Raw genomic sequence first — 20,440 nt, 5'->3', positions numbered from 1 at the left:
ATAGCAACTTCTGGTATCAGAGGCCTGCCGGATCGATGCCGTACTCCTGTAATTTGTACATCAACGCGCGTCGGCTGATGCCCAGCATTAACGCGGTGCGCGTGCGGTTTCCCTCCTGCTGCTCCAGAACTTCCATAATGATTCGGCGTTCTTCGCGTTTAATCTCTTCTTTCAGGTTCCGTTCACCGGGTTGGGCTGGTTTTATTCCGCTGGCGTGACTCACCGACTGGCGGAACTGGGTAGGGAGGTCTTCGGCAAAAATCACCGCCCCGGTGTTCATCACCACCGCGCGCTCAATCACATTGGATAATTCGCGGATATTACCAGGCCACGGCCAGGCGGTGAGAAGTGACATGGCGGAAGGGTCGATTTCAATAATATCTCGCTGATTTTCTGAGCTGAATTTCTGCAAAAAGTGGTTGGCCAACAGGGGGATATCTTCCCGCCGCTCACGCAGAGGGGGAAGCGTCAGATGAATCACATTTAGCCGATAAAACAGATCTTCACGGAAGGTGCCTTCTTTCACCATTTCCTGCAAATTCCGGTTGGTGGCGGCGACAATGCGGATATCAACCTGAATGGTTTGATGCCCGCCAATGCGTTCAAACTCCCTCTCCTGGAGGATTCGCAGCAGCTTAGCCTGTAACACCAGCGGCATTTCGCCTATTTCGTCCAGCAGCAGCGTTCCCTGATGAGCGCGCTCAAACAGCCCCTGACGTCGCGTTTGTGCGCCGGTAAACGCCCCTTTTTCGTGGCCGAACAGTTCGCTTTCCAGCAGTGATTCCGGCAGCGCCGCACAGTTAATCTTGATGAAGGGGCCGTTTGCCCGGCGTGAGTTATAGTGAATGGCGCGGGCGATCAACTCTTTTCCAGTGCCGCTTTCGCCGCTAATGAGCACGTTGGCCTGGGAAAGCGCGATTTTCGCGGTATCTTTGCAGATATCCATCATCCCCGGACTGTTGGTCAGAATATGTCCCCATTGCCAGCTGGTACTCAGCGCCTGATGCAGGCTGCGGATCTCCTGCTTCATGGCCTGGAGCTGCAAGGCCCGCTGAATCAATAAGTTCAGTTCATCGAGGTCGAACGGTTTAATCACATAATCAAATGCGCCGCTGCGCAGTGCTTCTACGGCGGTTTCCACTTCAGCGTAGGCTGTCATCAGAATAATGGGGACCCGTGGATGCTGTGCGCGCATCACTTTCAGCGCTTCAATGCCGTTCATCTCCGGCATGCGGATGTCCATCAGCACCACGTCGGGCGGCGTGTCGGCAAAATGTTGCAGCGCTGTCTGACCGTTACTGGCGCACTGGGTTTCATGCCCTTGCAGCGAAAACGCGGTGGCGAGCATACGGCGAACATTATCTTCGTCATCAACGATGAGAATACGGTAGCGAGTTTTCATTCTGACGAGGTTTCCTGCGGGTTAATCGGTAAAATAAGGGTAAAGGTCGCGCCGCATCCGGGCATACTGGTAACGTATATGTCGCCCTGATGCGCATTGATAATGCGCTGACTTAACGCCAGCCCGAGGCCGGTTCCTGACGCTTTGGTGGTGAAGAACGGATCAAAGATTTTTTTCTGCAAAGCGACGTCAATACCGCAGCCATTATCTTCAATGGCGATCGCCAGATGCGTGGTCGTGTAGCGCCAGGTTCGGATACGGATTTCGCCGCGCGCGCCTATCGCCTGCACCGCGTTGATAAGCATGTTCAGGAGCACCTGTTTGAGCAGTTCGCGATCGGCGACGATCGTGGGCAATGCGGCGTTGAATTCCGTATTGAAGTTGATTCGCGCCTGCACCCCGGAAGTCTGCACCAGGATCAACGCCTCCTCGATCAGCGTATTAATGGATACCTGCTGCCACTGACTTTGTCGCGGTCGGGAGAAGTCCAGTAGTTGCTGGATGACTTTATTAATAGAATCAATTTCTTTCAGTACGACGGACAGGTACTCCTGATGGACAGGCAGATTGATTTGCTGGCGAATAATCTGCACATAACCCCGGATGGCGGTGAGCGGGTTGCGCACTTCATGCGCCACGCCTGCCATCAGTTCACCCAGCGTGGCGAGTCTCTCCGTTTGCGCCAGACGGCGCTGCGCCTCTTTACGGGCGGTTAAATCGGAAAACATCACCAGCGCGCCAATCAACTCACCGTCAGCGTTATGAATACGACTGGTGGTGACGCTGAGTTCAATTGTCCGGTCACGCGCGGGGAAGCTGACTTCCTGAGCCAGATGTTCGGTGCCGTTCTCCAGAGTGTCAAGCACAGGGCTGGAGAAATGAGGATCGGCGAACAGCGTTGAGTAGGGGCGCCCGGCCAGTTCATGCAGCGTATAACCCGTGATGGTCTCTGCGGCAGGGTTCATCGTGGTGACATTACCTTGTCTGTCGATCGCGATAACCCCATCGGCGGCGTTCTCAATAATCAGATCGTTCAGCGTCTTGGTTTCCCGCAGTGTCTGCGCCAGAGCGTTGACGCTGCGGCTGATTTGCCCCAGTTCACCGGGGAGATCGGGTAACTGGGCCGGCGTTTTCTGCGCAAGAGTAGGCAAGCCTTCAGTGATGATATCGATATTGGCGCTCAGACGGCGTGAGAAGAGAATGATCAGTAACAGGCTGCTGATAAGCCCCGCCGCCAGAACGGCAATAATACGAACATCCATTTTCCAGGCCTGTCGGCGAATATCTTCGGTCAACTCATTCGCCCAGATATAACCAATGACCTCGCCATGCCGCGCTATCGGAATCATTGAGTTGAGGATATCGCCGCGCACCTGCCGGCCTGAAAATACCACCGGGGCGTTGGTACTCATGACCTCCCGGCCAGGATGATCGGGAGCGATAGTGACCCCGACGTTGTTCTGATACAGTGCCGAAGGAGCGTAGGTGATAATGGCGTCCAGCGCCTTATTGTAATAGCCCGCGCCAATTCCCGGAAACGCGCGGGTGATACGCTCAGTGACCGGTGATAACTGCGCATTCAGCGCGCGGATACGCTCATCGCGCGGCAGATTTTCATGCTGGTTGAAGCTGTCGCCCAGCGCTTCATCAAGCAGATGCACGACAGCCGATAATTTTTTCTCTTTTTCAGATAAGACCGCTGATCGGCCTTCGGTTTCTACGATATAACCAATAGAGAGCGTCGGCACGATGACCATCAGGATAGCCATCAGTATCATTTGATTGCGTAAGCGTCGCGGGTAAAGCCGTCTCAGGTAGCGCATGCTGACATCCGTGTGGTCTTTATCAGGCAAACGCCGATTATCGGGGGTTGAGGCGCAGGTTTCTCAGCGGTATATCATATTCCCGCAAAGAGAGGGCATTGCGACGTCGGGCATTTACCGCTACCTTAACCACACTCTATTTATCGCCTGAGGCGGAGCTTCGCCCCTTTGAAATACCTTGCTTCCTTTCGTACAACCCTGAAAGTTTCGCGCTACCTGTTCAGAGCGTTGGCGTTACTGATCTGGCTGCTGATCGCTTTTGCTTCGGTGTTTTACATCGTTAATGCGCTGCATCAGAGAGAGTCTGAAATCCGTCAGGAATTCAATCTCAGTTCCGACCAGGCGCAGCGCTATATTCAGCGCACGTCTGACGTAATGAAAGAACTCAAATACATTGCCGAGAATCGCTTAACGGCGGAAAACGGCGTGATGTCCAGCCGGGCGCGCGACGATAAAACCGTGGTGCCCAATTTTGAGCCGCTGTTTGCCGACTCCGACTGTGCGGCGATGGGGAATGCCTGGCGCGGGTCGCTGGAGTCGCTGGCCTGGTTTATGCGCTACTGGCGCGACAATTTTTCTGCGGCCTACGATCTGAATCGTGTTTTCCTGATTGGCAGTGACAATCTCTGTATGGCGAATTTCGGCCTGCGCGATATGCCGGTTGAACGTGATAATGCGCTGAAAACGCTGCATGAGCGCATTGTTAAGTACCGCAATGCCCCGCAGGAAGAGAGCGGGAATAACCTTTTCTGGATTAGCCAGGGGCCGCGCCCCGGCATCGGCTATTTTTATGCCCTGACGCCGGTTTATCTGGCCAACCGCTTGCAGGCGCTGCTGGGCGTCGAGCAGTCCATTCGGATGGAGAACTTTTTCACGCCGGGAAGTTTGCCTATGGGGGTGACGATCCTCGATGAAAATGGTCATCCGCTGATTTCGCTGACCGGGCCGGAAAGCAACATCAGGCCGGAACCACGCTGGATGCAGGAGCGCTCCTGGTTTGGCTACACGCCAGGGTTCCGTGATCTGGTTCTGAAGAAAAGCCTGCCGCCATCGTCGCTCAGCATTGTCTACTCCGTACCGGTCGATCTGGTGCTGGAGCATATTCGAATGCTGATTCTGAATGCTATTCTGCTGAATGTGCTGGTGGGCGCCGCCTTGTTCACGCTAGCGCGCATGTATGAACGGCGTATCTTTATTCCGGCGGAAAGCGATGCTCAGCGGCTGGAAGAGCATGAGCAGTTTAACCGGAAAATCGTCGCTTCCGCGCCGGTGGGGATTTGCATCCTGCGTACCATTGACGGGGTCAATATTCTCAGTAATGAACTGGCGCATACCTACCTCAATATGCTCACCCATGAGGACCGGCAAAGGCTGACGCAAATTATCTGTGGTCAGCAGGTTAACTTCGTCGATGTGTTGACCAGCAACAATACCAATCTGCAAATCAGCTTTGTCCATTCGCGCTATCGCAATGAAAACGTGGCGATTTGCGTGCTGGTGGATGTGAGCGCGCGCGTCAAAATGGAAGAGTCGTTGCAGGAGATGGCGCAGGCGGCGGAGCAGGCGAGCCAGTCCAAATCAATGTTCCTCGCGACCGTGAGCCACGAGCTGCGCACGCCGCTGTACGGGATTATCGGTAACCTCGATCTGCTGCAAACCAAAGCGCTGCCGAAGGGGGTCGACAGGCTGGTTACGGCGATGAACAACTCCTCCAGCCTGCTGCTGAAAATCATCAGCGATATTCTCGACTTCTCAAAAATCGAATCCGAGCAGTTGAAGATTGAACCGCGTGAGTTCTCGCCGCGTGAGGTGATGAACCATATTACGGCCAACTATTTACCGCTGGTGGTGAGAAAACAGCTTGGCCTGTACTGCTTTATTGAACCGGATGTACCGGTTGCGCTGAACGGCGACCCGATGCGTCTGCAACAGGTGATTTCTAACCTGCTGAGTAACGCCATCAAATTTACCGATACCGGTTGTATTGTGCTGCATGTGCAGTGTGATGGCGATTATCTCAGTATTCAGGTACGCGATACCGGCGTGGGGATTCCGGCGAAAGAGGTTGTGCGTTTGTTCGATCCTTTCTTCCAGGTGGGAACCGGCGTGCAGCGTAATTTCCAGGGAACCGGCCTGGGGCTGGCGATTTGTGAAAAACTGATCAGCATGATGGATGGGGATATCTCCGTCGATTCAGAGCCCGGGATGGGCAGCCAGTTTACGTTACGCATTCCACTTTATGGCGCGCAGTACCCGCAGAAAAAAGGCGTCGAAGGGCTGGCTCAAACGCGTTGCTGGCTGGCGGTACGCAACGCGTCGCTGTGTCATTTTATTGAGTCCAGCCTGGCGCGAAGCGGTGTCGATGTGCTTCGTTACGAAGGGCAAAAACCGGCGCCGGAAGATATTCTGATTACGGACGATGTGCTGGAGCTGGCATGGCAGGGGCGTGCGGCGGTTGTTTTCAGTCGCCGCCATATTGGTATTCCGCAGGAAAGAGCGCCGGGCGAGTGGGTACACAGCGTGGCGTCGCCGCATGAATTGCCTGCGCTGCTGGCGCGGATTTACAGTATTGAGCTTGATAACGACGCGCTTGCAACGGCGCTGCCTGCGCCGGATAAAACCGACGCGACGAATGACGACATGATGATCCTCGTGGTGGACGATCATCCGATCAACCGTCGTTTGCTGGCCGATCAGTTGGGATCGCTGGGGTATCAATGCAAGACCGCAAATGACGGCGTCGATGCGTTGAACGTGCTGAGTAAAAACCATATTGATATCGTGCTGAGCGACGTCAACATGCCGAATATGGACGGCTACCGCCTGACGCAGCGTATTCGCCAGCTGGGGTTGACGCTGCCGGTGGTCGGCGTCACGGCTAACGCGCTGGCGGAAGAGAAACAGCGTTGTCTGGAGTCCGGTATGGATAGCTGCCTGTCCAAGCCGGTGACGTTAGATGTGCTTAAGCAGACGCTGGCGGTGTATGCGGAGCGGGTGAGAAAGACGCGGGCATAAAAAAGGCCGGATGGCGGTTTCGCCTTCTCCGGCCTACTGCAATCATCAACGTCGGCCTGATAAGCGCAACGCCATCAGGCACCTGACGTTTGATCAGTCTTTGTCCGCCGGGCTCAGCGTGACGGAAGAGAGGTAATTCAGCAGCGCGATATCGTTTTCAACGCCCAGCTTCATCATCGCCGATTTTTTCTGGCTACTGATGGTCTTAATGCTGCGGTTCAGTTTCTTGGCGATTTCCGTCACCAGGAAACCTTCTGCGAACAGACGCAGGACTTCACTCTCTTTCGGGGACAGACGTTTGTCGCCATAACCGCCCGCGCTGATTTTCTCCAGCAGGCGGGAGACGCTTTCCGGGGTAAACTTCTTGCCCTTTTGCAGCGCGGCCAGCGCTTTAGGCAAGTCAGTCGGCGCGCCTTGTTTCAGCACAATCCCCTCAATGTCGAGATCCAGCACCGCGCTCAGAATTGCCGGGTTGTTGTTCATCGTCAGAACGATGATCGACAGGCTCGGGAAATGACGTTTAATGTATTTGATGAGGGTAATCCCGTCACCGTATTTATCTCCCGGCATGGAGAGGTCGGTAATCAACACATGCGCATCTAATTTAGGCAGGTTGTTGATCAGTGCTGTGGAATCTTCAAACTCGCCGACAACATTCACCCACTCGATTTGTTCAAGTGATTTGCGAATACCGAACAGTACAATCGGATGGTCATCGGCAATAATTACGTTCATATTGTTCATGTATTGGGCTACCTTGCTACAGCAAGCTCTTGACGTAGCTGTCAATGTCGCTGATGTATTTTTCTATACCTGGAGCATCTTTCTCACGAATAAGATGTTCCAGCGTTTCACATAACTGCTTGCCGGGTACCAGATTAAGCATAGCAAACACGCCTTTCAGGCGGTGAGCTGTCTGCGCCAGCGCAGCGAAATCACTGGTCGCTGCCTCAGTATACAACCTCTTAACATCATCCGGTACTGTGTCTACAAAGAGCGCGTAATAACCGCTGGCATGAAGTTCGGCGTTTTCATCTCCGCCGAGGGGCGACTCTGGAATCTCTTCCTGCGCCAGTTGCTCTTCTATCAGTTGTAGTACAGCTTCCTGCATAGCGTTGCTCATATTAAAGTTGACGCGCAGTTGGCCAGGACCCATTTTCCGCACGCCTGACTCATCATCGCTTAAAAGCAAGCCGGAGGCAGTAAGATTAGACGGATTATCAGTTAAAAAGAGATCATATTCTTGACTTATTTGCCGATCATCCGGCGTGATGCAGGTGGCTCCCCAGTTTTCCAGCTGACGCAACACAATATTGCGCACGTCATTAGAGGTGACGTCAACCATTACGCAAACGTCATCCAGCAAGCGCTCTTCATCATTTACATGCTGGTCATGCGGGGTCATTTTAACATGTACGGTATAGCGCGTCCCCAGCGCATCGCGTGCTTTAATATTCAGATGCCCGCCGAGCTTACGCGCCAGCTGATCGCACAACCAGAAGGTTAACGGATTCGCTTTCCCGTAGCGGTCGCTTTGCGTTTCATTGATATACGGGAAATGGAGATTGTCGATCTCATTGAGCGTCACGCCTTCACCGGTATCCAGAATGCGGAAGGTCAGGCGTTCTTCAGCCGACTCATCCTGATCGACTTCCAGCGTGATTTTCCCAATCTGCGTGGTTGTGACCGCGTACTGGATCAGCAACAGCAGAATGCGGCGCAGGGCGTCACGGTCGCCACGGCGTTCATCGTTGGCGCTAAGGTGGTTTTTGATCAGCAGTTGCAGACCCTTGCGCTTAATCGCAGGCAGAACGTCCGGCACCACTTCGTCAATCAGATCCTGAATGGAGAACAGCGTCGGCTCGCTTTTCCAGGTATCATTCTCCAGAATATTCGCCAACTGAATTTCATCTATCATACGCACCAGAACATCCGCCTGGTTCGCCAGCTTCTGGCTTTCCGGCGTGTCTGCGGCAGCGGCGTTGATCGCCAGTATCCGCACGGGTTCTTTCAGGGCATTGCCAATATTTTGCATAAACGCGGCGCGGCCCTGCTGGTTTTTCTCATACAGACGCTGCGCCTGCCTGAGCTTCTTGTTCACCAGCACTTCCCGGTCCTGATCGCGAATAATAAAGATCTGCGTGCGAGGGGCGACCTGGCTGCGGAACAGGCGAATTTCATACAGCTCGTTATTGATCGTCGCCTGAATGATGCCCTGATGCTGCTCCGCCATGCTGGTGATGTTTTGCAGATTTAAATGCGGCAGCAAATGGTCGGCGATTTTATTGCTGATGACGGTGCGATTGGCCTCCTGGTCATGCACCAGCAGCCCCAGCGGCAGCAGGGAGACGATCTCTTCATTAATCGCGCGCAGAATACGCAGTTCATTATTTGCGGTATTGCTTGTCGCCACTTCCGTTGAACGGCCAGGCTGGTGGCGGAAGGTGGTGTAGCCAAACAGCGCCAGCGCAAGCAGGCCGATATTCAACAGTAACGGCAGCAGGATATTTTGCAGCGTATCAAGCAATAGCGTGCCGAAAGGAACCTGCCAGACCAGCCGCATATCGGTTGAGTTCAGCGCGGAAGAAATCTCAATTTTGGCGCTGTTGAAGCTGATGCTGACGCTGTCTGGAGACTCTTTCTCCGTATTACGTACCGTCGTGGTTGAGGAGTCGGGTTCCAGGCGGAAGCTGTCCAGCGGCATTCCCGGCGGGATCAGGTCGTTGATCGGCAAATCGAACGCCACAACCGTCGCCAGATGCCCCGGCTGATTAAAAGTAGTGCGCAGCGTAAAGTAATGGCCGTTTTGCCACGCCAGACGACGTAACGAAGAGAAGCTTTCGCGTTCATCCAGCGCATTCGCCTGTTGCAGCATCTCCGCCCGACGGGAATCGACAATATTGCCAATCGCGGACTCTTTAAAGCCGGAGGAGAGATCCTTGAGCGGCAGGGTGGAGATGAGAATCAGGCTGTTGTCCTGCCCGTTCAGATAATACATCGACCAGGGCACGTTCTCCGCGCCCCACAGCGTATCGAGATAGGTGGAAATCCGCTGGGTCATTTCCAGCGTTGAACTGTCATGCGAGCCAAAGATAAGCGCTTCGGTCTTACGGCGCGGTTTTTCAAGGTAGTAGACGTCTTGTTTCAGACGCGTTTCCTGCAAGCCCTCGCTCGTGGATGGGCTAGCCGTTGCGGCAATGTTGTCATAGATTTGCCAGGTCACGTAGCGCCAGGTGTCTACGCGCTTATGAATAGCATGGGTGATATCGACAATCTGATAGCTCTTGTCTTTCAGCCAGGCGTTGACCGCGCTTTGCACCATCACGCCCATCGTTACAAGTAACACAATGATCAGTAATAAGAAGAAACGGGTAATGCTTCCCGGCAGAAGGGAGAATCGGGTAGAAACCGTTGTATCAGACTGACTCATTCGTGTTTATGACCTGTTAAAACAACGCTAAAGAGGAAAGGGCAGTATAAAGGGTACTGTGTGAATTTCCATACTCTCGCTCATCAGACACGCTGCATTTTTCCGCCCGAGCCGCGAAGGCGTTTCCCTAAGCAAAACGTGTACAGCGTTGGCGCAGATGTATAAATATAAACACAATGAAATAAAATTTAGCACTAAATAACAAGAAATTATTTGTTGGCATGACTGGTGATTATCACGAGGGGGGTAGTAAACCGTTGTGATTATTTAAATCCGGTAGCACAAGAAGATAAAAGTTGTGTAAAGAAGGGTAAAAAAAACCGAATGCGAGGCATCCGGTTGAAATAGGGGTAAACAGACATTCAGAAATGAATGACGGTAATAAATAAAGTTAATGATGATAGCGCTGACTATTTTAGTTGCGAGTGAAGATTTTGTTTTATCATTCAGTGCTATGATTTTCATGAATATAATGCATTGAATTATAATGAAAAATAAATATGTTTTGATGATTCGTGCTTATTTGTCCCATTTTTTGCTTTTAAAAAAGTTCCATGCCATTAATAATTTGAAACACCTATGGCGATAAATGAAACATTTTAAAGATTTTAGTATCATATCCGTGTTGGATTATTCTGCATTTTTGCGGAGAATGAAATTGCCGACTGGTTAAGAGGGTTAATCAGTATGCAGTGGCAATAAAAAAGCAAATAAAGGCATATAACAGAGGGTTAATAACATGAAAGTTAAAGTACTGTCCCTCCTGGTACCGGCTCTGCTGGTAGCAGGCGCAGCAAATGCGGCTGAAGTTTATAACAAAGACGGCAACAAATTGGACCTGTTCGGTAAAGTCGACGGTCTGCACTATTTCTCTGATGACGATGGCAACGACGGCGATCAGACCTATATGCGTCTCGGCTTCAAAGGCGAAACCCAGGTTAACGATCAAATCACCGGCTACGGTCAGTGGGAATATCAGATTCAGGGTAACGACGCTGAAACCACTAACAACTCCTGGACCCGTGTGGCGTTTGCTGGTGTGAAATTTGGCGATGCAGGTTCCTTCGACTACGGTCGTAACTACGGCGTAATCTACGATGTAACGGCCTGGACCGACGTTCTGCCGGAATTCGGCGGCGACACCTACGGTGCTGATAACTTCATGCAGCAGCGTGCTAACGGCCTGGCAACCTACCGTAATACTGACTTCTTCGGTCTGGTTGAAGGTCTGAATTTTGCGTTGCAGTATCAGGGTAAAAACGGCAGCGCCAGCGGTGAAAACGACGTTGCGGATGGTCGTAGCCTGCTGAAACAGAACGGCGACGGCTTCGGCGGATCTCTGACCTATGATATCGGCGAAGGCTTCAGCGTTGGTGGTGCAATCACCTCTTCCAAACGTACTGCTGACCAGAATTCGGCTGGCGTATACGGCAGCGGCGATCGTGCGACCGTTTATACCGGTGGTCTGAAATACGACGCTAACAACGTTTACCTGGCAGCGCAGTACTCTCAGACTTACAACGCAACCCGCTTTGGTTCTTCCCAGAACAGCCGTAGCGACTCTTATGGCTTCGCTGATAAAGCGCAAAACTTCGAAGTGGTTGCACAGTACCAGTTCGATTTCGGTCTGCGTCCGTCCGTGGCTTACCTGCAATCTAAAGGTAAGGACATCTCCAACGGCACCACCAACTACGGCGATCAGGATATCCTGAAATACGTTGATGTTGGCGCGACCTACTACTTCAACAAAAACATGTCTACCTACGTTGATTACAAAATCAACCTGCTGGATGACAACACCTTTACCCGTAACGCGGGTATCAGCACTGACGACATCGTTGCTCTGGGCCTGGTTTACCAGTTCTGATTGCGGACAATGTCAACTAAAGGGCCTGCGGGCCCTTTTTTAATGCGTTTTTTACGGCGTACAAATAGCGATTTTTGGTGTACTCTTGCGCGCGTTCGCATGAGGATAATCACGTATGGAAATGACCTTTTGTCGGGCAGCGCTGCTGGCCACGACGATCTTTTTTGTGGGGTGCGATGATGCCCCAAAACCGGCTGATACAGCGTCACCTGCTGCAACCGTACTGGAAGGGAAAACGATGGGCACCTTCTGGCGGGTCAGCGTGGTGGATGTGGACGCCAGCCGTGCTGAGGAATTACGTAACAGAATTCAGACGCAGCTTGATGCCGACGATCAGCTGTTGTCCACGTACAAAAATGACTCGGCGCTGATGCGCTTCAACCATTCGCAGAGTCTTTCTCCCTGGCCGGTTAGCGAAGCAATGGCCGATATCATTACCTCGGCGCTGCGCATTGGCGCGAAAACCGACGGCGCGATGGATATCACCGTGGGGCCGCTGGTGAATCTGTGGGGGTTCGGCCCGGAGCAACAGCCGATACATGTTCCCACACAGCCGCAGATTGACAGCGCAAAAGCAAAGACCGGGCTGCAACATCTGCGGATCATCAATCAGGCGCGACAGCAATATCTGCAAAAAGATCTGCCGGATCTGTTCGTCGATCTCTCAACCGTGGGGGAAGGGTATGCGGCCGATCATCTGGCGCGCTTGATGGAACAGGAAGGCATTGCCCGCTATCTGGTCTCCGTCGGCGGCGCCCTGAACAGTCGCGGCATGAATGCGCAGGGGCAACCCTGGCGTGTGGCGATCCAAAAACCGACCGATCAAGAAAACGCGGTACAGGCGATTGTCGATATTAACGGGCATGGCATCAGTACCTCCGGCAGCTACCGTAACTATTACGAACTGGACGGGAAGCGCCTGTCTCACGTCATTGATCCGCAGACCGGGCGTCCCATAGAACACAATCTGGTCTCCGTGACGGTTATCGCCCCGACGGCGCTGGAAGCGGACGGCTGGGATACCGGGTTGATGGTGCTCGGCACGGAAAAGGCCAAAGAGGTGGTGCGCCGGGAAGGGCTGGCGGTGTACATGATCATGAAAGAGGGCGAGGGGTTTAAAACCTGGATGTCGCCGCAGTTCAAAAGCTTCCTCGTGAGTGATAAAAATTAAAAAGCAAGATTTCGGGTTTTCGTGCGCTGACTTACGGACACACTGAGACTAAGCACTATGCTTAATGAAGGAGTCCATGATGAAAAATCTCTCACGCATAAATGACGATGCCCGCTGGCAGTCGGTGCTGGATCGCGATCCTGACGCCGATGGTCAGTTTGTTTTTGCGGTACAGACCACCGGCATCTTTTGCCGACCGTCCTGTCGGGCAAAACACGCGTTGCGGCAAAACGTTCGTTTCTTTGCCAGTGCGGAGCAGGCGCTGGCCGCAGGATTCCGCCCCTGCAAACGCTGCCAGCCAGACAAAGACAACGCCCGACAGCATCAGCTGGATAAAATCACGCACGCCTGCCGTTTACTGGAACAGGATGCCCCCATCACGCTGGACGCCCTGGCGCAGCAGGTGGCAATGAGCCCATTTCATCTGCATCGGTTGTTCAAAGCCACGACGGGAATGACGCCAAAAGCCTGGCAGCAATCCTGGCGCGCCCGCCGTCTGCGCGATGCGCTGGCGAAAGGAGAGACGGTGACGCAGGCGATCCTGAACGCCGGTTTTCCCGACAGCGGCAGTTACTATCGCAAAGCGGATGAGACGCTCGGCATGACGGCGAAGCAGTTTCGTAAGGGCGGCGATAATCTCCCCGTTCGCTATGCCCTCGCGGATTGTGCGCTGGGACGCTGTCTGGTTGCGGAGAGCGAGCGGGGAATCTGCGCGATTTTGCTGGGCGATGATGATGCCGGGCTTATCGCCAGCTTGCATGAACTGTTTCCCGCCGCGCAGGATGAACCCGCTGATCGCCCTTTCCAGCAGCGCGTGCGCCAGGTTATCGCCAGTATTAATGCACGCGATATACCGCTGTCACTGCCGTTAGATATTCAGGGCACCGCGTTCCAGCAGCAGGTCTGGCAGGCGTTACGCACGATTCCCTGTGGGGAAACCGTCAGCTATCAGCAGATCGCCAGCGCAATCGGCAAGCCGAAGGCGGTTCGTGCCGTTGCCAGCGCCTGCGGGGCAAATAAACTGGCGATTGTGATCCCGTGCCATCGGGTGGTGCGCGGCGACGGCGCGCTATCGGGTTATCGTTGGGGCGTAGCGCGCAAGGCGCAGCTTCTGCAACGTGAGGCGCGACATGAGGATAAATGATGCTGGACTTATTTGCGGATGCTGAACCCTGGCAAGAGCCGCTGGCGTCCGGCGCGGTTATCTTGCGCCGTTTCGCTTTTCGCGAGGCGCCATCGCTGATTGAGGCCATCGCGGTGGTCGCCGCGCAGTCGCCATTTCGCCAGATGGTGACGCCCGGCGGCTATACCATGTCGGTGGCGATGACAAATTGCGGTCAGCTCGGCTGGACGACGGATCAACACGGATATCTCTATTCTCCCGTCGATCCGTTAACCGGGCGGCGCTGGCCGCCGCTGCCTGAGGTCTTTACCAGCCTGTGTCATCGCGCGGCGATCGCGGCGGGCTATGCTGATTTTCAGCCGGATGCCTGTCTTATCAATCGCTATGCGCCCGGCTCAAAGTTGTCGTTGCATCAGGATAAAGACGAACCGGATCTGCGCGCGCCGATTGTGTCGGTTTCTTTGGGCCTTCCGGCCATTTTTCAGTTTGGCGGCCTGCGTCGTAACGATCCGTTAAAACGCCTTTTGCTGGAGCACGGCGATGTGGTGGTCTGGGGCGGTGAATCGCGACTGTTTTACCACGGCATACAACCGCTTAAAGCGGGCTTTCATCCGCTGACGGCGGACTGTCGTTACAACCTGACGTTTCGCCAGGCGGGTAAAAAAGAATAAAAATAAGAATTATTATTGCTGTCGGCGTTGAGATGTTTAAACTGCGGGCTGTTATTCCTTGCCCGGGTTGTATGAATGGAACTACTTCTTCTTGTCTGGCGGCAGTATCGCTGGCCATTTATCAGCGTGATGGCGCTCAGCCTCGCCAGCGCTGCGCTGGGGATTGGTCTGATTGCCTTTATCAATCAGCGCCTCATCGAAACGGTGGATACCACGCTGATGGTGCTGCCGGAATTTCTCGCGCTGCTGCTTTTACTGATGGCGGTGACGCTGGGCTCCCAGCTGGCCTTAACCGCGTTAGGGCACCATTTTGTCTATCGCCTGCGCAGCGAATTTATCAAACGTATTCTGGACACGCAGGTTGAGCGCATCGAACAACTGGGCAGCGCCTCGCTGCTGGCAGGGTTAACCAGTGATATCCGCAACATCACGATCGCGTTCGTACGCCTGCCGGAGCTGGTACAGGGGATCATCCTGACGGTGGGTTCCGCCGCGTATCTGGCGATGTTATCCACTAAAATGCTGCTGGTGACGGCAATCTGGATGGCAATCACCATCTGGGGCGGGTTTGTGCTGGTGGCGCGCGTGTATAAGCACATGGCGACGCTGCGCGAAACGGAAGATAAGCTGTATCAGGATTTTCAGACGGTGCTGGAAGGGCGCAAAGAGCTGACCCTGAACCGTGAGCGCGCGGAACATATCTTTAACCATTCATATATCCCGGATGCGAAAGAGTATCGCCACCATATTATTCGCGCCGATACGTTCCACCTGAGCGCCGTTAACTGGTCAAACATTATGATGCTGGGCGCGATTGGTCTGGTGTTCTGGATGGCGAACAGCCTGGGCTGGGCGGATACCAACGTGGCGGCGATCTATTCGCTGACGCTGCTGTTCCTGCGCACGCCGCTGCTCTCTGCGGTTGGCGCGTTGCCGACGTTGCTCACCGCGCAGGTGGCTTTCAACAAGCTGAATAAATTTTCACTGGCGCCGTTTAAAGCGGAATTTCCTCGTCCTGACGCCTTTCCTGACTGGAAAACGCTGGAGTTACGCAATGTCGTTTTCCATTATCAGGATAATGCGTTTTCAGTCGGGCCGATCAACCTGACCATCCAGCGCGGGGAACTGCTGTTTCTGATTGGCGGCAATGGCAGCGGGAAATCGACGCTGGCGATGCTGCTGACGGGGCTGTACCAGCCTCAGTCAGGCGAAATTTTACTGGATGGCAAAACGCTTTCCGCAGAGCGTCCTGAGGACTACCGGAAACTCTTTTCTGCCGTGTTTACCGATGTCTGGCTGTTTGATCAACTGCTGGGGCCGGAAGGCAAACCGGCCAAAGCGGAACTGGTGGAAAAGTGGCTTGAGCAACTGAAAATGGCGCACAAGCTGGAGCTGCGCGATGGTCGGATTCTGAACCTGAAGCTGTCGAAAGGGCAGAAAAAGCGCGTGGCGTTGCTGCTGGCGCTGGCGGAGGAGCGTGACATCATTCTGCTGGATGAATGGGCCGCCGATCAGGACCCGCATTTCCGCCGTGAATTTTATCAGGTGCTGCTGCCGCTGATGCAGGAGATGGGCAAAACCATCTTTGCGATCAGTCATGACGATCATTACTTTATTCACGCCGATCGCCTGCTGGAAATGCGTAACGGGCAGTTGAGTGAACTGGTCGGCGATGAACGCGACGCCGCCTCCCGCGATGCGGTTGCGCGTACTGCCTGATCCTGTAGGCCGGATAAGGCGTAGCCGCATCCGGCCTGGTTGCCCGATGGCGCGACGCTTATCGGGCCTGCCATTCCCTGCATGATGCTGATTTTTTATCCACTCGCGGCGCCGTTTATTGTTATTTACATAACCTCGCGCCATGCTTAATGGCATCTCATTTCATGGATTTATAATTAATGTCCGCAATGACCAAAAACAGCGCCAGACTGCGCGATGAAGAGCGTGCGCGTCTTATCTGGCTGCTCACCACCGATAAAGCGATTATTTCCGCCCTGTCAGGCAAGCTCACCCTGGCTGAGCAATATGATGTCGGTACGCTGGCCGACGATATTGCTGAGGTAGGGGCGCTGGTGGCTCACCTGCCGCCGCCGGACCTGGCGGATACCCTTGAAGCGCTGCCTTCCGAAGAACGTCATGCCTTATGGCGGCTGGTCGAGAATGAAAAACGAGGCAAAGTGCTGCTGGAAGCGTCCGAAAACGTCTGGGATGACCTGATTGATGAAATGACCGACCGCGCGCTGTTGGACGCGCTGCAATACCTCGACATTGACGAACAGATTTATCTCGTTCAGCACCTGCCGCGTAACCTCACCGGGCGACTGCTGGCGACGCTGCCGCCGGAGGAGCGCGCCCGCGTCCGTCAGGTTATGCACTACGAGAAGAATCGCGTCGGGGCGATCATGGAGTTCGAGGTCATCACCGTGCGCCCGGACGTGACGCTGGAGGTGGTGCAGCGCTATTTACGCCGTCTGGGAAAAATGCCGGAAAACACCGACAAACTCTTTGTAACGAACCGGAATAAAATACTGGTCGGCGAGCTGTCTCTGACGCGTATTCTGCTCAGTGACGTGCAGCGTAAAGTCAGCGACGTGATGGATGACGATCCGCTGACCTTTGCCCCGGAAGATATCTCTGAGAATGCGGCGCGCACCTTTGAACGTGACAACCTGGTCAGCGCCGCCGTGATCGATCCTTCCGGCAAACTGATGGGACGCCTGACCATCGATGAGATCGTTGATGTGGTCTACGAAGAAACCGACACCGATCTGCGTCGCATGGGGGGCCTGAGCGCCGAAGAAGATGTCTTTGCGCCCGTCGCCAAAGCGGTAAAAACCCGTTGGGCATGGCTGGCGATAAACCTGTGCACGGCGTTTATCGCCTCCCGGGTGATCGACGGCTTTGAACACACGATCTCGCAACTGGTGGCGCTGGCTTCTCTCATGCCGATTGTCGCCGGGATTGGCGGCAATACCGGGAATCAAACCATTACTATGATTGTTCGCGCGCTGGCGCTGCAAAATATTCAGCCCGGCAACCTGACCTTTCTCATTTTGCGTGAAATGGGGGTGGCGCTGGTCAACGGCCTTGTCTGGGGCGGCATCATGGGCGGCGTGACCTGGTGGCTCTACGACGATATCGCCCTTGGCGGCGTTATGACGCTGGCGATGGTGCTGAATTTACTGGTGGCGGCGCTGATGGGCGTGATCATCCCGATGACGATGGTAAAGCTCGGGCGTGACCCGGCGGTCGGCTCAAGCGTGATGATTACCGCCATTACCGATACCGGCGGTTTCTTTATTTTTCTGGGGCTGGCGACGGTATTTCTGCTTTAACCGCCTGATTACGCCTGATCATCCGTAGCAGCGAAAGCATGGCGATTAGCGATGCGGGAATGCTGTTGCCCCGTTAATTGTCAATAACCTTATAAATATTCAACGTATTACTAACGTTTTTAAAATCTTAATATAATTTATAAACAATATTTAAATCTTTTACCTGAAGTGTTAACGTTGATGCCGCTCGATTTTCACCTGCAAAAAGCAAAAAAAACGATACTAAAAGTAAGGCATTAACATTATGAAAAAAGTGACTGCCATGCTCTTCACCATGGCTGTGGGGCTGAATGCTGTCTCGATGGCGGCAAAAGCGAAAGCGACTGAAGAGCAGGAAACGGATGTACTGTTGATTGGCGGCGGCATCATGAGCGCCACGTTGGGAACCTATTTGCAGGAGCTGGAACCGGAGTGGTCAATGACCATGGTTGAGCGACTGGATGGGGTTGCACAGGAGAGTTCCAACGGCTGGAACAACGCCGGAACAGGCCACTCCGCGCTGATGGAACTGAACTACACGCCGAAAAAAGCCGACGGTTCCGTCAGCATCGAAAAGGCAGTCGACATTAACGAAGCCTTCCAGGTTTCCCGCCAGTTTTGGGCGCATCAGGTACAGAGCGGCGTTCTGCACGAACCACACTCGTTTATCAATACCGTTCCGCACATGAGCTTTGTCTGGGGCGATGATAACGTCAATTTCCTGCGCGCCCGCTATACCGCGTTGCAGCAGAGCACGCTGTTCCGCGGTATGCGTTACTCCGAAGATCATGCGCAAATTAAAGAGTGGGCGCCGCTGGTCATGGAAGGTCGCGACCCGAAACAGAAGGTTGCCGCGACCCGCACTGAAATCGGTACTGACGTGAACTACGGGGAAATCACGCGTCAGCTGGTGGCATCGTTGCAGAAAAAACCGAACTTTGCGCTGCAACTGAATACCGAAGTCCGTGGATTTAAACGTAACGCGGATAACTCCTGGACCGTGACCGTCGCCGATCTGAAAAACGGTGAAGCGGAACATGCGATTAAGGCGAAATTTGTCTTTATCGGCGCGGGTGGCGCGGCGCTGAAGCTGTTGCAGGAGACGGGCATTCCTGAAGCGAAAGATTACGCGGGATTCCCGGTTGGCGGCCAGTTCCTGGTTTCAGAGAACCCGGATGTTGTTAACAACCACCTGGCGAAGGTATACGGCCAGGCGTCGGTCGGCGCACCGCCGATGTCCGTACCGCACATCGATACCCGTATTCTGGATGGCAAACGCGTCGTGCTGTTTGGGCCGTTCGCGACGTTCTCCACGAAGTTCCTGAAAAACGGTTCGCTGTGGGATCTGCTGAGTTCGACCACGACCTCTAACTTTATGCCGATGGTCAACGTAGGGATGGATAACTTCGATCTGGTGAAATACCTGATTAGCCAGGTGATGCTGAGCGATGATGAACGCTTTGAAGCGCTGAAAGAGTACTATCCGCAGGCGAAGAAAGAAGACTGGCGTTTGTGGCAGGCGGGCCAGCGCGTGCAGATCATCAAGCGTGATGAAGACAAGGGCGGCGTACTGCGTCTGGGCACTGAAGTGGTCAGCGACAAAGACGGTACGATTGCCGCGCTGCTGGGCGCGTCTCCGGGGGCATCCACTGCTGCGCCGATCATGCTGCATCTGATGGAAAAAGTGTTTAAAGAGAAAGTAGCCAGCCCGGAATGGCAGGCGAAGCTGAAAACGATTGTTCCGTCTTACGGGACTAAGCTGAACGGCAATATTGAGGCCACGGAACAAGAGCTGCAATACACCAGCGACGTTCTGGGGCTGAAATATGACAAGCCGCAGGTGGTGGACGAAGCGCCAAAACCGCAGCTTAAGCCGCAGGTTCAACCGCAGCCGGCGCATAAAGCTGTCGCGGATATCGCGCTGTAAAAATGTATTGCGGCATGCCGGATGGCGCTGCACTTATCCGGCCTACAACGAGCATTATGTAGGCCAGATAGGCGGTACGCCGCCATCCGGCAAAACGTTCCTTAACGCGTCACTGCGTCCTGTACTTTATCTTCCGCTTTCCAGATACGGTATTTCACCTCCACGTTAGCCGGGGTGTACACCACGATCGGCAGCTTGCTGTTATAACGCACCATTCCGGCATCGCCCAGATAGGCCGTCACAAACTTCTGCTCTTTCTTGCCATCCGGGCAGGCCATCATGGTAGAAACCGGGGAGGTTACTTTATCAAAGACGTAGTAGTCGTAACCCCAGCCTTCCAGCGTTTTGCTCGCCAGTTCGCCGCCAAGACGGTGATGGTTGCAATCCACTTCCAGCGTCTGGCCGATCAGCAGTTCCACTTTCAGGGTAGACTCATCTTCCTGGGGAGTAAGCTGGATAACCTGGCGCTTCATCCCTTTTTCCGCTTTCGGATACGGCGCGATTTTTTCCAGAGGTTGCGTATTGGCATCGCTGGTCGCCGCCCATGCGGAGGTACTGGCGAAAGCCGCTAACAGTACAGCAGGTACAATTGTCTTCATTTTCGAGTTCACCGCGTTTCCTTTCTTCTGTCTTCTGAACGATTCCCGGCAGGTTAACACATTCATATTGTCTATTAATCTAAATTTACTTATATTTT

At 53.9% G+C, this 20,440-nt stretch carries 13 protein-coding genes; 8 read left to right on the top strand and 5 right to left on the bottom strand.

Going from position 1 to position 20,440, the window contains the following annotated elements; all coding sequences use genetic code 11:
• Positions 1-16: 16 nt before the first annotated feature.
• Together atoC and atoS are read right to left on the bottom strand one after the other, a co-directional pair.
• Complete coding sequence (gene atoC / locus OGV79_RS18915) at positions 17-1,402, bottom strand: acetoacetate metabolism transcriptional regulator AtoC (protein ID WP_101744037.1); 1,386 nt, start codon at positions 1,400-1,402, stop codon at positions 17-19.
• On the bottom strand, positions 1,399-3,225 hold the full coding sequence (gene atoS / locus OGV79_RS18910) for a two-component system sensor histidine kinase AtoS (RefSeq protein ID WP_114848241.1): 1,827 nt from the start codon (positions 3,223-3,225) through the stop codon (positions 1,399-1,401). The genes atoC and atoS overlap by 4 nt, the downstream gene beginning before the upstream one ends.
• Before the next feature lie 168 nt (positions 3,226-3,393).
• On the opposite strand from atoS, the gene rcsC reads away from it, so the two are divergent.
• Complete coding sequence (gene rcsC / locus OGV79_RS18905) at positions 3,394-6,240, top strand: two-component system sensor histidine kinase RcsC (protein WP_200073644.1); 2,847 nt, start codon at positions 3,394-3,396, stop codon at positions 6,238-6,240.
• Between the two features lie 93 nt (positions 6,241-6,333).
• Here rcsC and rcsB read toward each other — a convergent pair whose 3' ends face one another.
• Complete coding sequence (gene rcsB, locus OGV79_RS18900; protein ID WP_001061917.1) at positions 6,334-6,984, bottom strand: response regulator transcription factor RcsB; 651 nt, start codon at positions 6,982-6,984, stop codon at positions 6,334-6,336.
• Between the two features lie 16 nt (positions 6,985-7,000).
• Positions 7,001-9,670: a phosphotransferase RcsD gene (gene rcsD / locus OGV79_RS18895; RefSeq protein WP_071260253.1), complete on the bottom strand. Its 2,670-nt coding sequence runs from the start codon at positions 9,668-9,670 to the stop codon at positions 7,001-7,003.
• Positions 9,671-10,409: 739 nt separating this feature from the next.
• On the opposite strand from rcsD, the gene OGV79_RS18890 reads away from it, so the two are divergent.
• The 7 genes from OGV79_RS18890 to mqo all read left to right on the top strand — a co-directional run bounded on the left by OGV79_RS18890 (position 10,410) and on the right by mqo (position 19,743).
• On the top strand, positions 10,410-11,537 hold the full coding sequence (locus tag OGV79_RS18890) for a porin OmpC (protein WP_012131537.1): 1,128 nt from the start codon (positions 10,410-10,412) through the stop codon (positions 11,535-11,537).
• A 115-nt stretch (positions 11,538-11,652) separates the two neighbouring features.
• Positions 11,653-12,708 (top strand): FAD:protein FMN transferase ApbE, encoded by a 1,056-nt coding sequence (gene apbE, locus OGV79_RS18885; RefSeq protein ID WP_047462403.1) that lies wholly within the window; start codon positions 11,653-11,655, stop codon positions 12,706-12,708.
• Between the two features lie 79 nt (positions 12,709-12,787).
• Positions 12,788-13,852, top strand: a complete 1,065-nt coding sequence (gene ada / locus OGV79_RS18880) for a bifunctional DNA-binding transcriptional regulator/O6-methylguanine-DNA methyltransferase Ada (RefSeq protein WP_114848238.1) — start codon at positions 12,788-12,790, stop codon at positions 13,850-13,852.
• Positions 13,852-14,502 carry a DNA oxidative demethylase AlkB gene (alkB, locus tag OGV79_RS18875; protein WP_112001895.1) on the top strand — a complete coding sequence of 217 codons (651 nt, stop codon included), beginning with the start codon at positions 13,852-13,854 and terminating at the stop codon, positions 14,500-14,502. Before ada ends, alkB begins: the two co-directional genes overlap by 1 nt.
• 75 nt (positions 14,503-14,577) lie before the next feature.
• Positions 14,578-16,221 (top strand): multidrug ABC transporter permease/ATP-binding protein, encoded by a 1,644-nt coding sequence (locus OGV79_RS18870; RefSeq protein WP_047462412.1) that lies wholly within the window; start codon positions 14,578-14,580, stop codon positions 16,219-16,221.
• Positions 16,222-16,400: 179 nt separating this feature from the next.
• Entirely contained in the window at positions 16,401-17,837 is a 1,437-nt protein-coding gene (gene mgtE / locus OGV79_RS18865) for a magnesium transporter (RefSeq protein WP_047462415.1), read from the top strand.
• 244 nt (positions 17,838-18,081) lie between these two features.
• Positions 18,082-19,743 carry a malate dehydrogenase (quinone) gene (gene mqo / locus OGV79_RS18860; protein ID WP_012131544.1) on the top strand — a complete coding sequence of 554 codons (1,662 nt, stop codon included), beginning with the start codon at positions 18,082-18,084 and terminating at the stop codon, positions 19,741-19,743.
• A gap of 101 nt (positions 19,744-19,844) precedes the next feature.
• On the opposite strand, the gene eco is transcribed toward mqo, so the two are convergent.
• On the bottom strand, positions 19,845-20,342 hold the full coding sequence (gene eco / locus OGV79_RS18855) for a serine protease inhibitor ecotin (RefSeq protein WP_024130163.1): 498 nt from the start codon (positions 20,340-20,342) through the stop codon (positions 19,845-19,847).
• Positions 20,343-20,440: the final 98 nt, after the last annotated feature.

Origin of the sequence: Citrobacter sp. CK185 (genome assembly GCF_030333565.1) — a bacterium.
In the GTDB taxonomy this organism is placed as follows: Bacteria; Pseudomonadota; Gammaproteobacteria; order Enterobacterales; family Enterobacteriaceae; genus Citrobacter_B; species Citrobacter_B koseri.
Note: the sequence above shows the minus strand (reverse complement) of the source record. Positions and strands in the feature narration are given on the sequence as shown.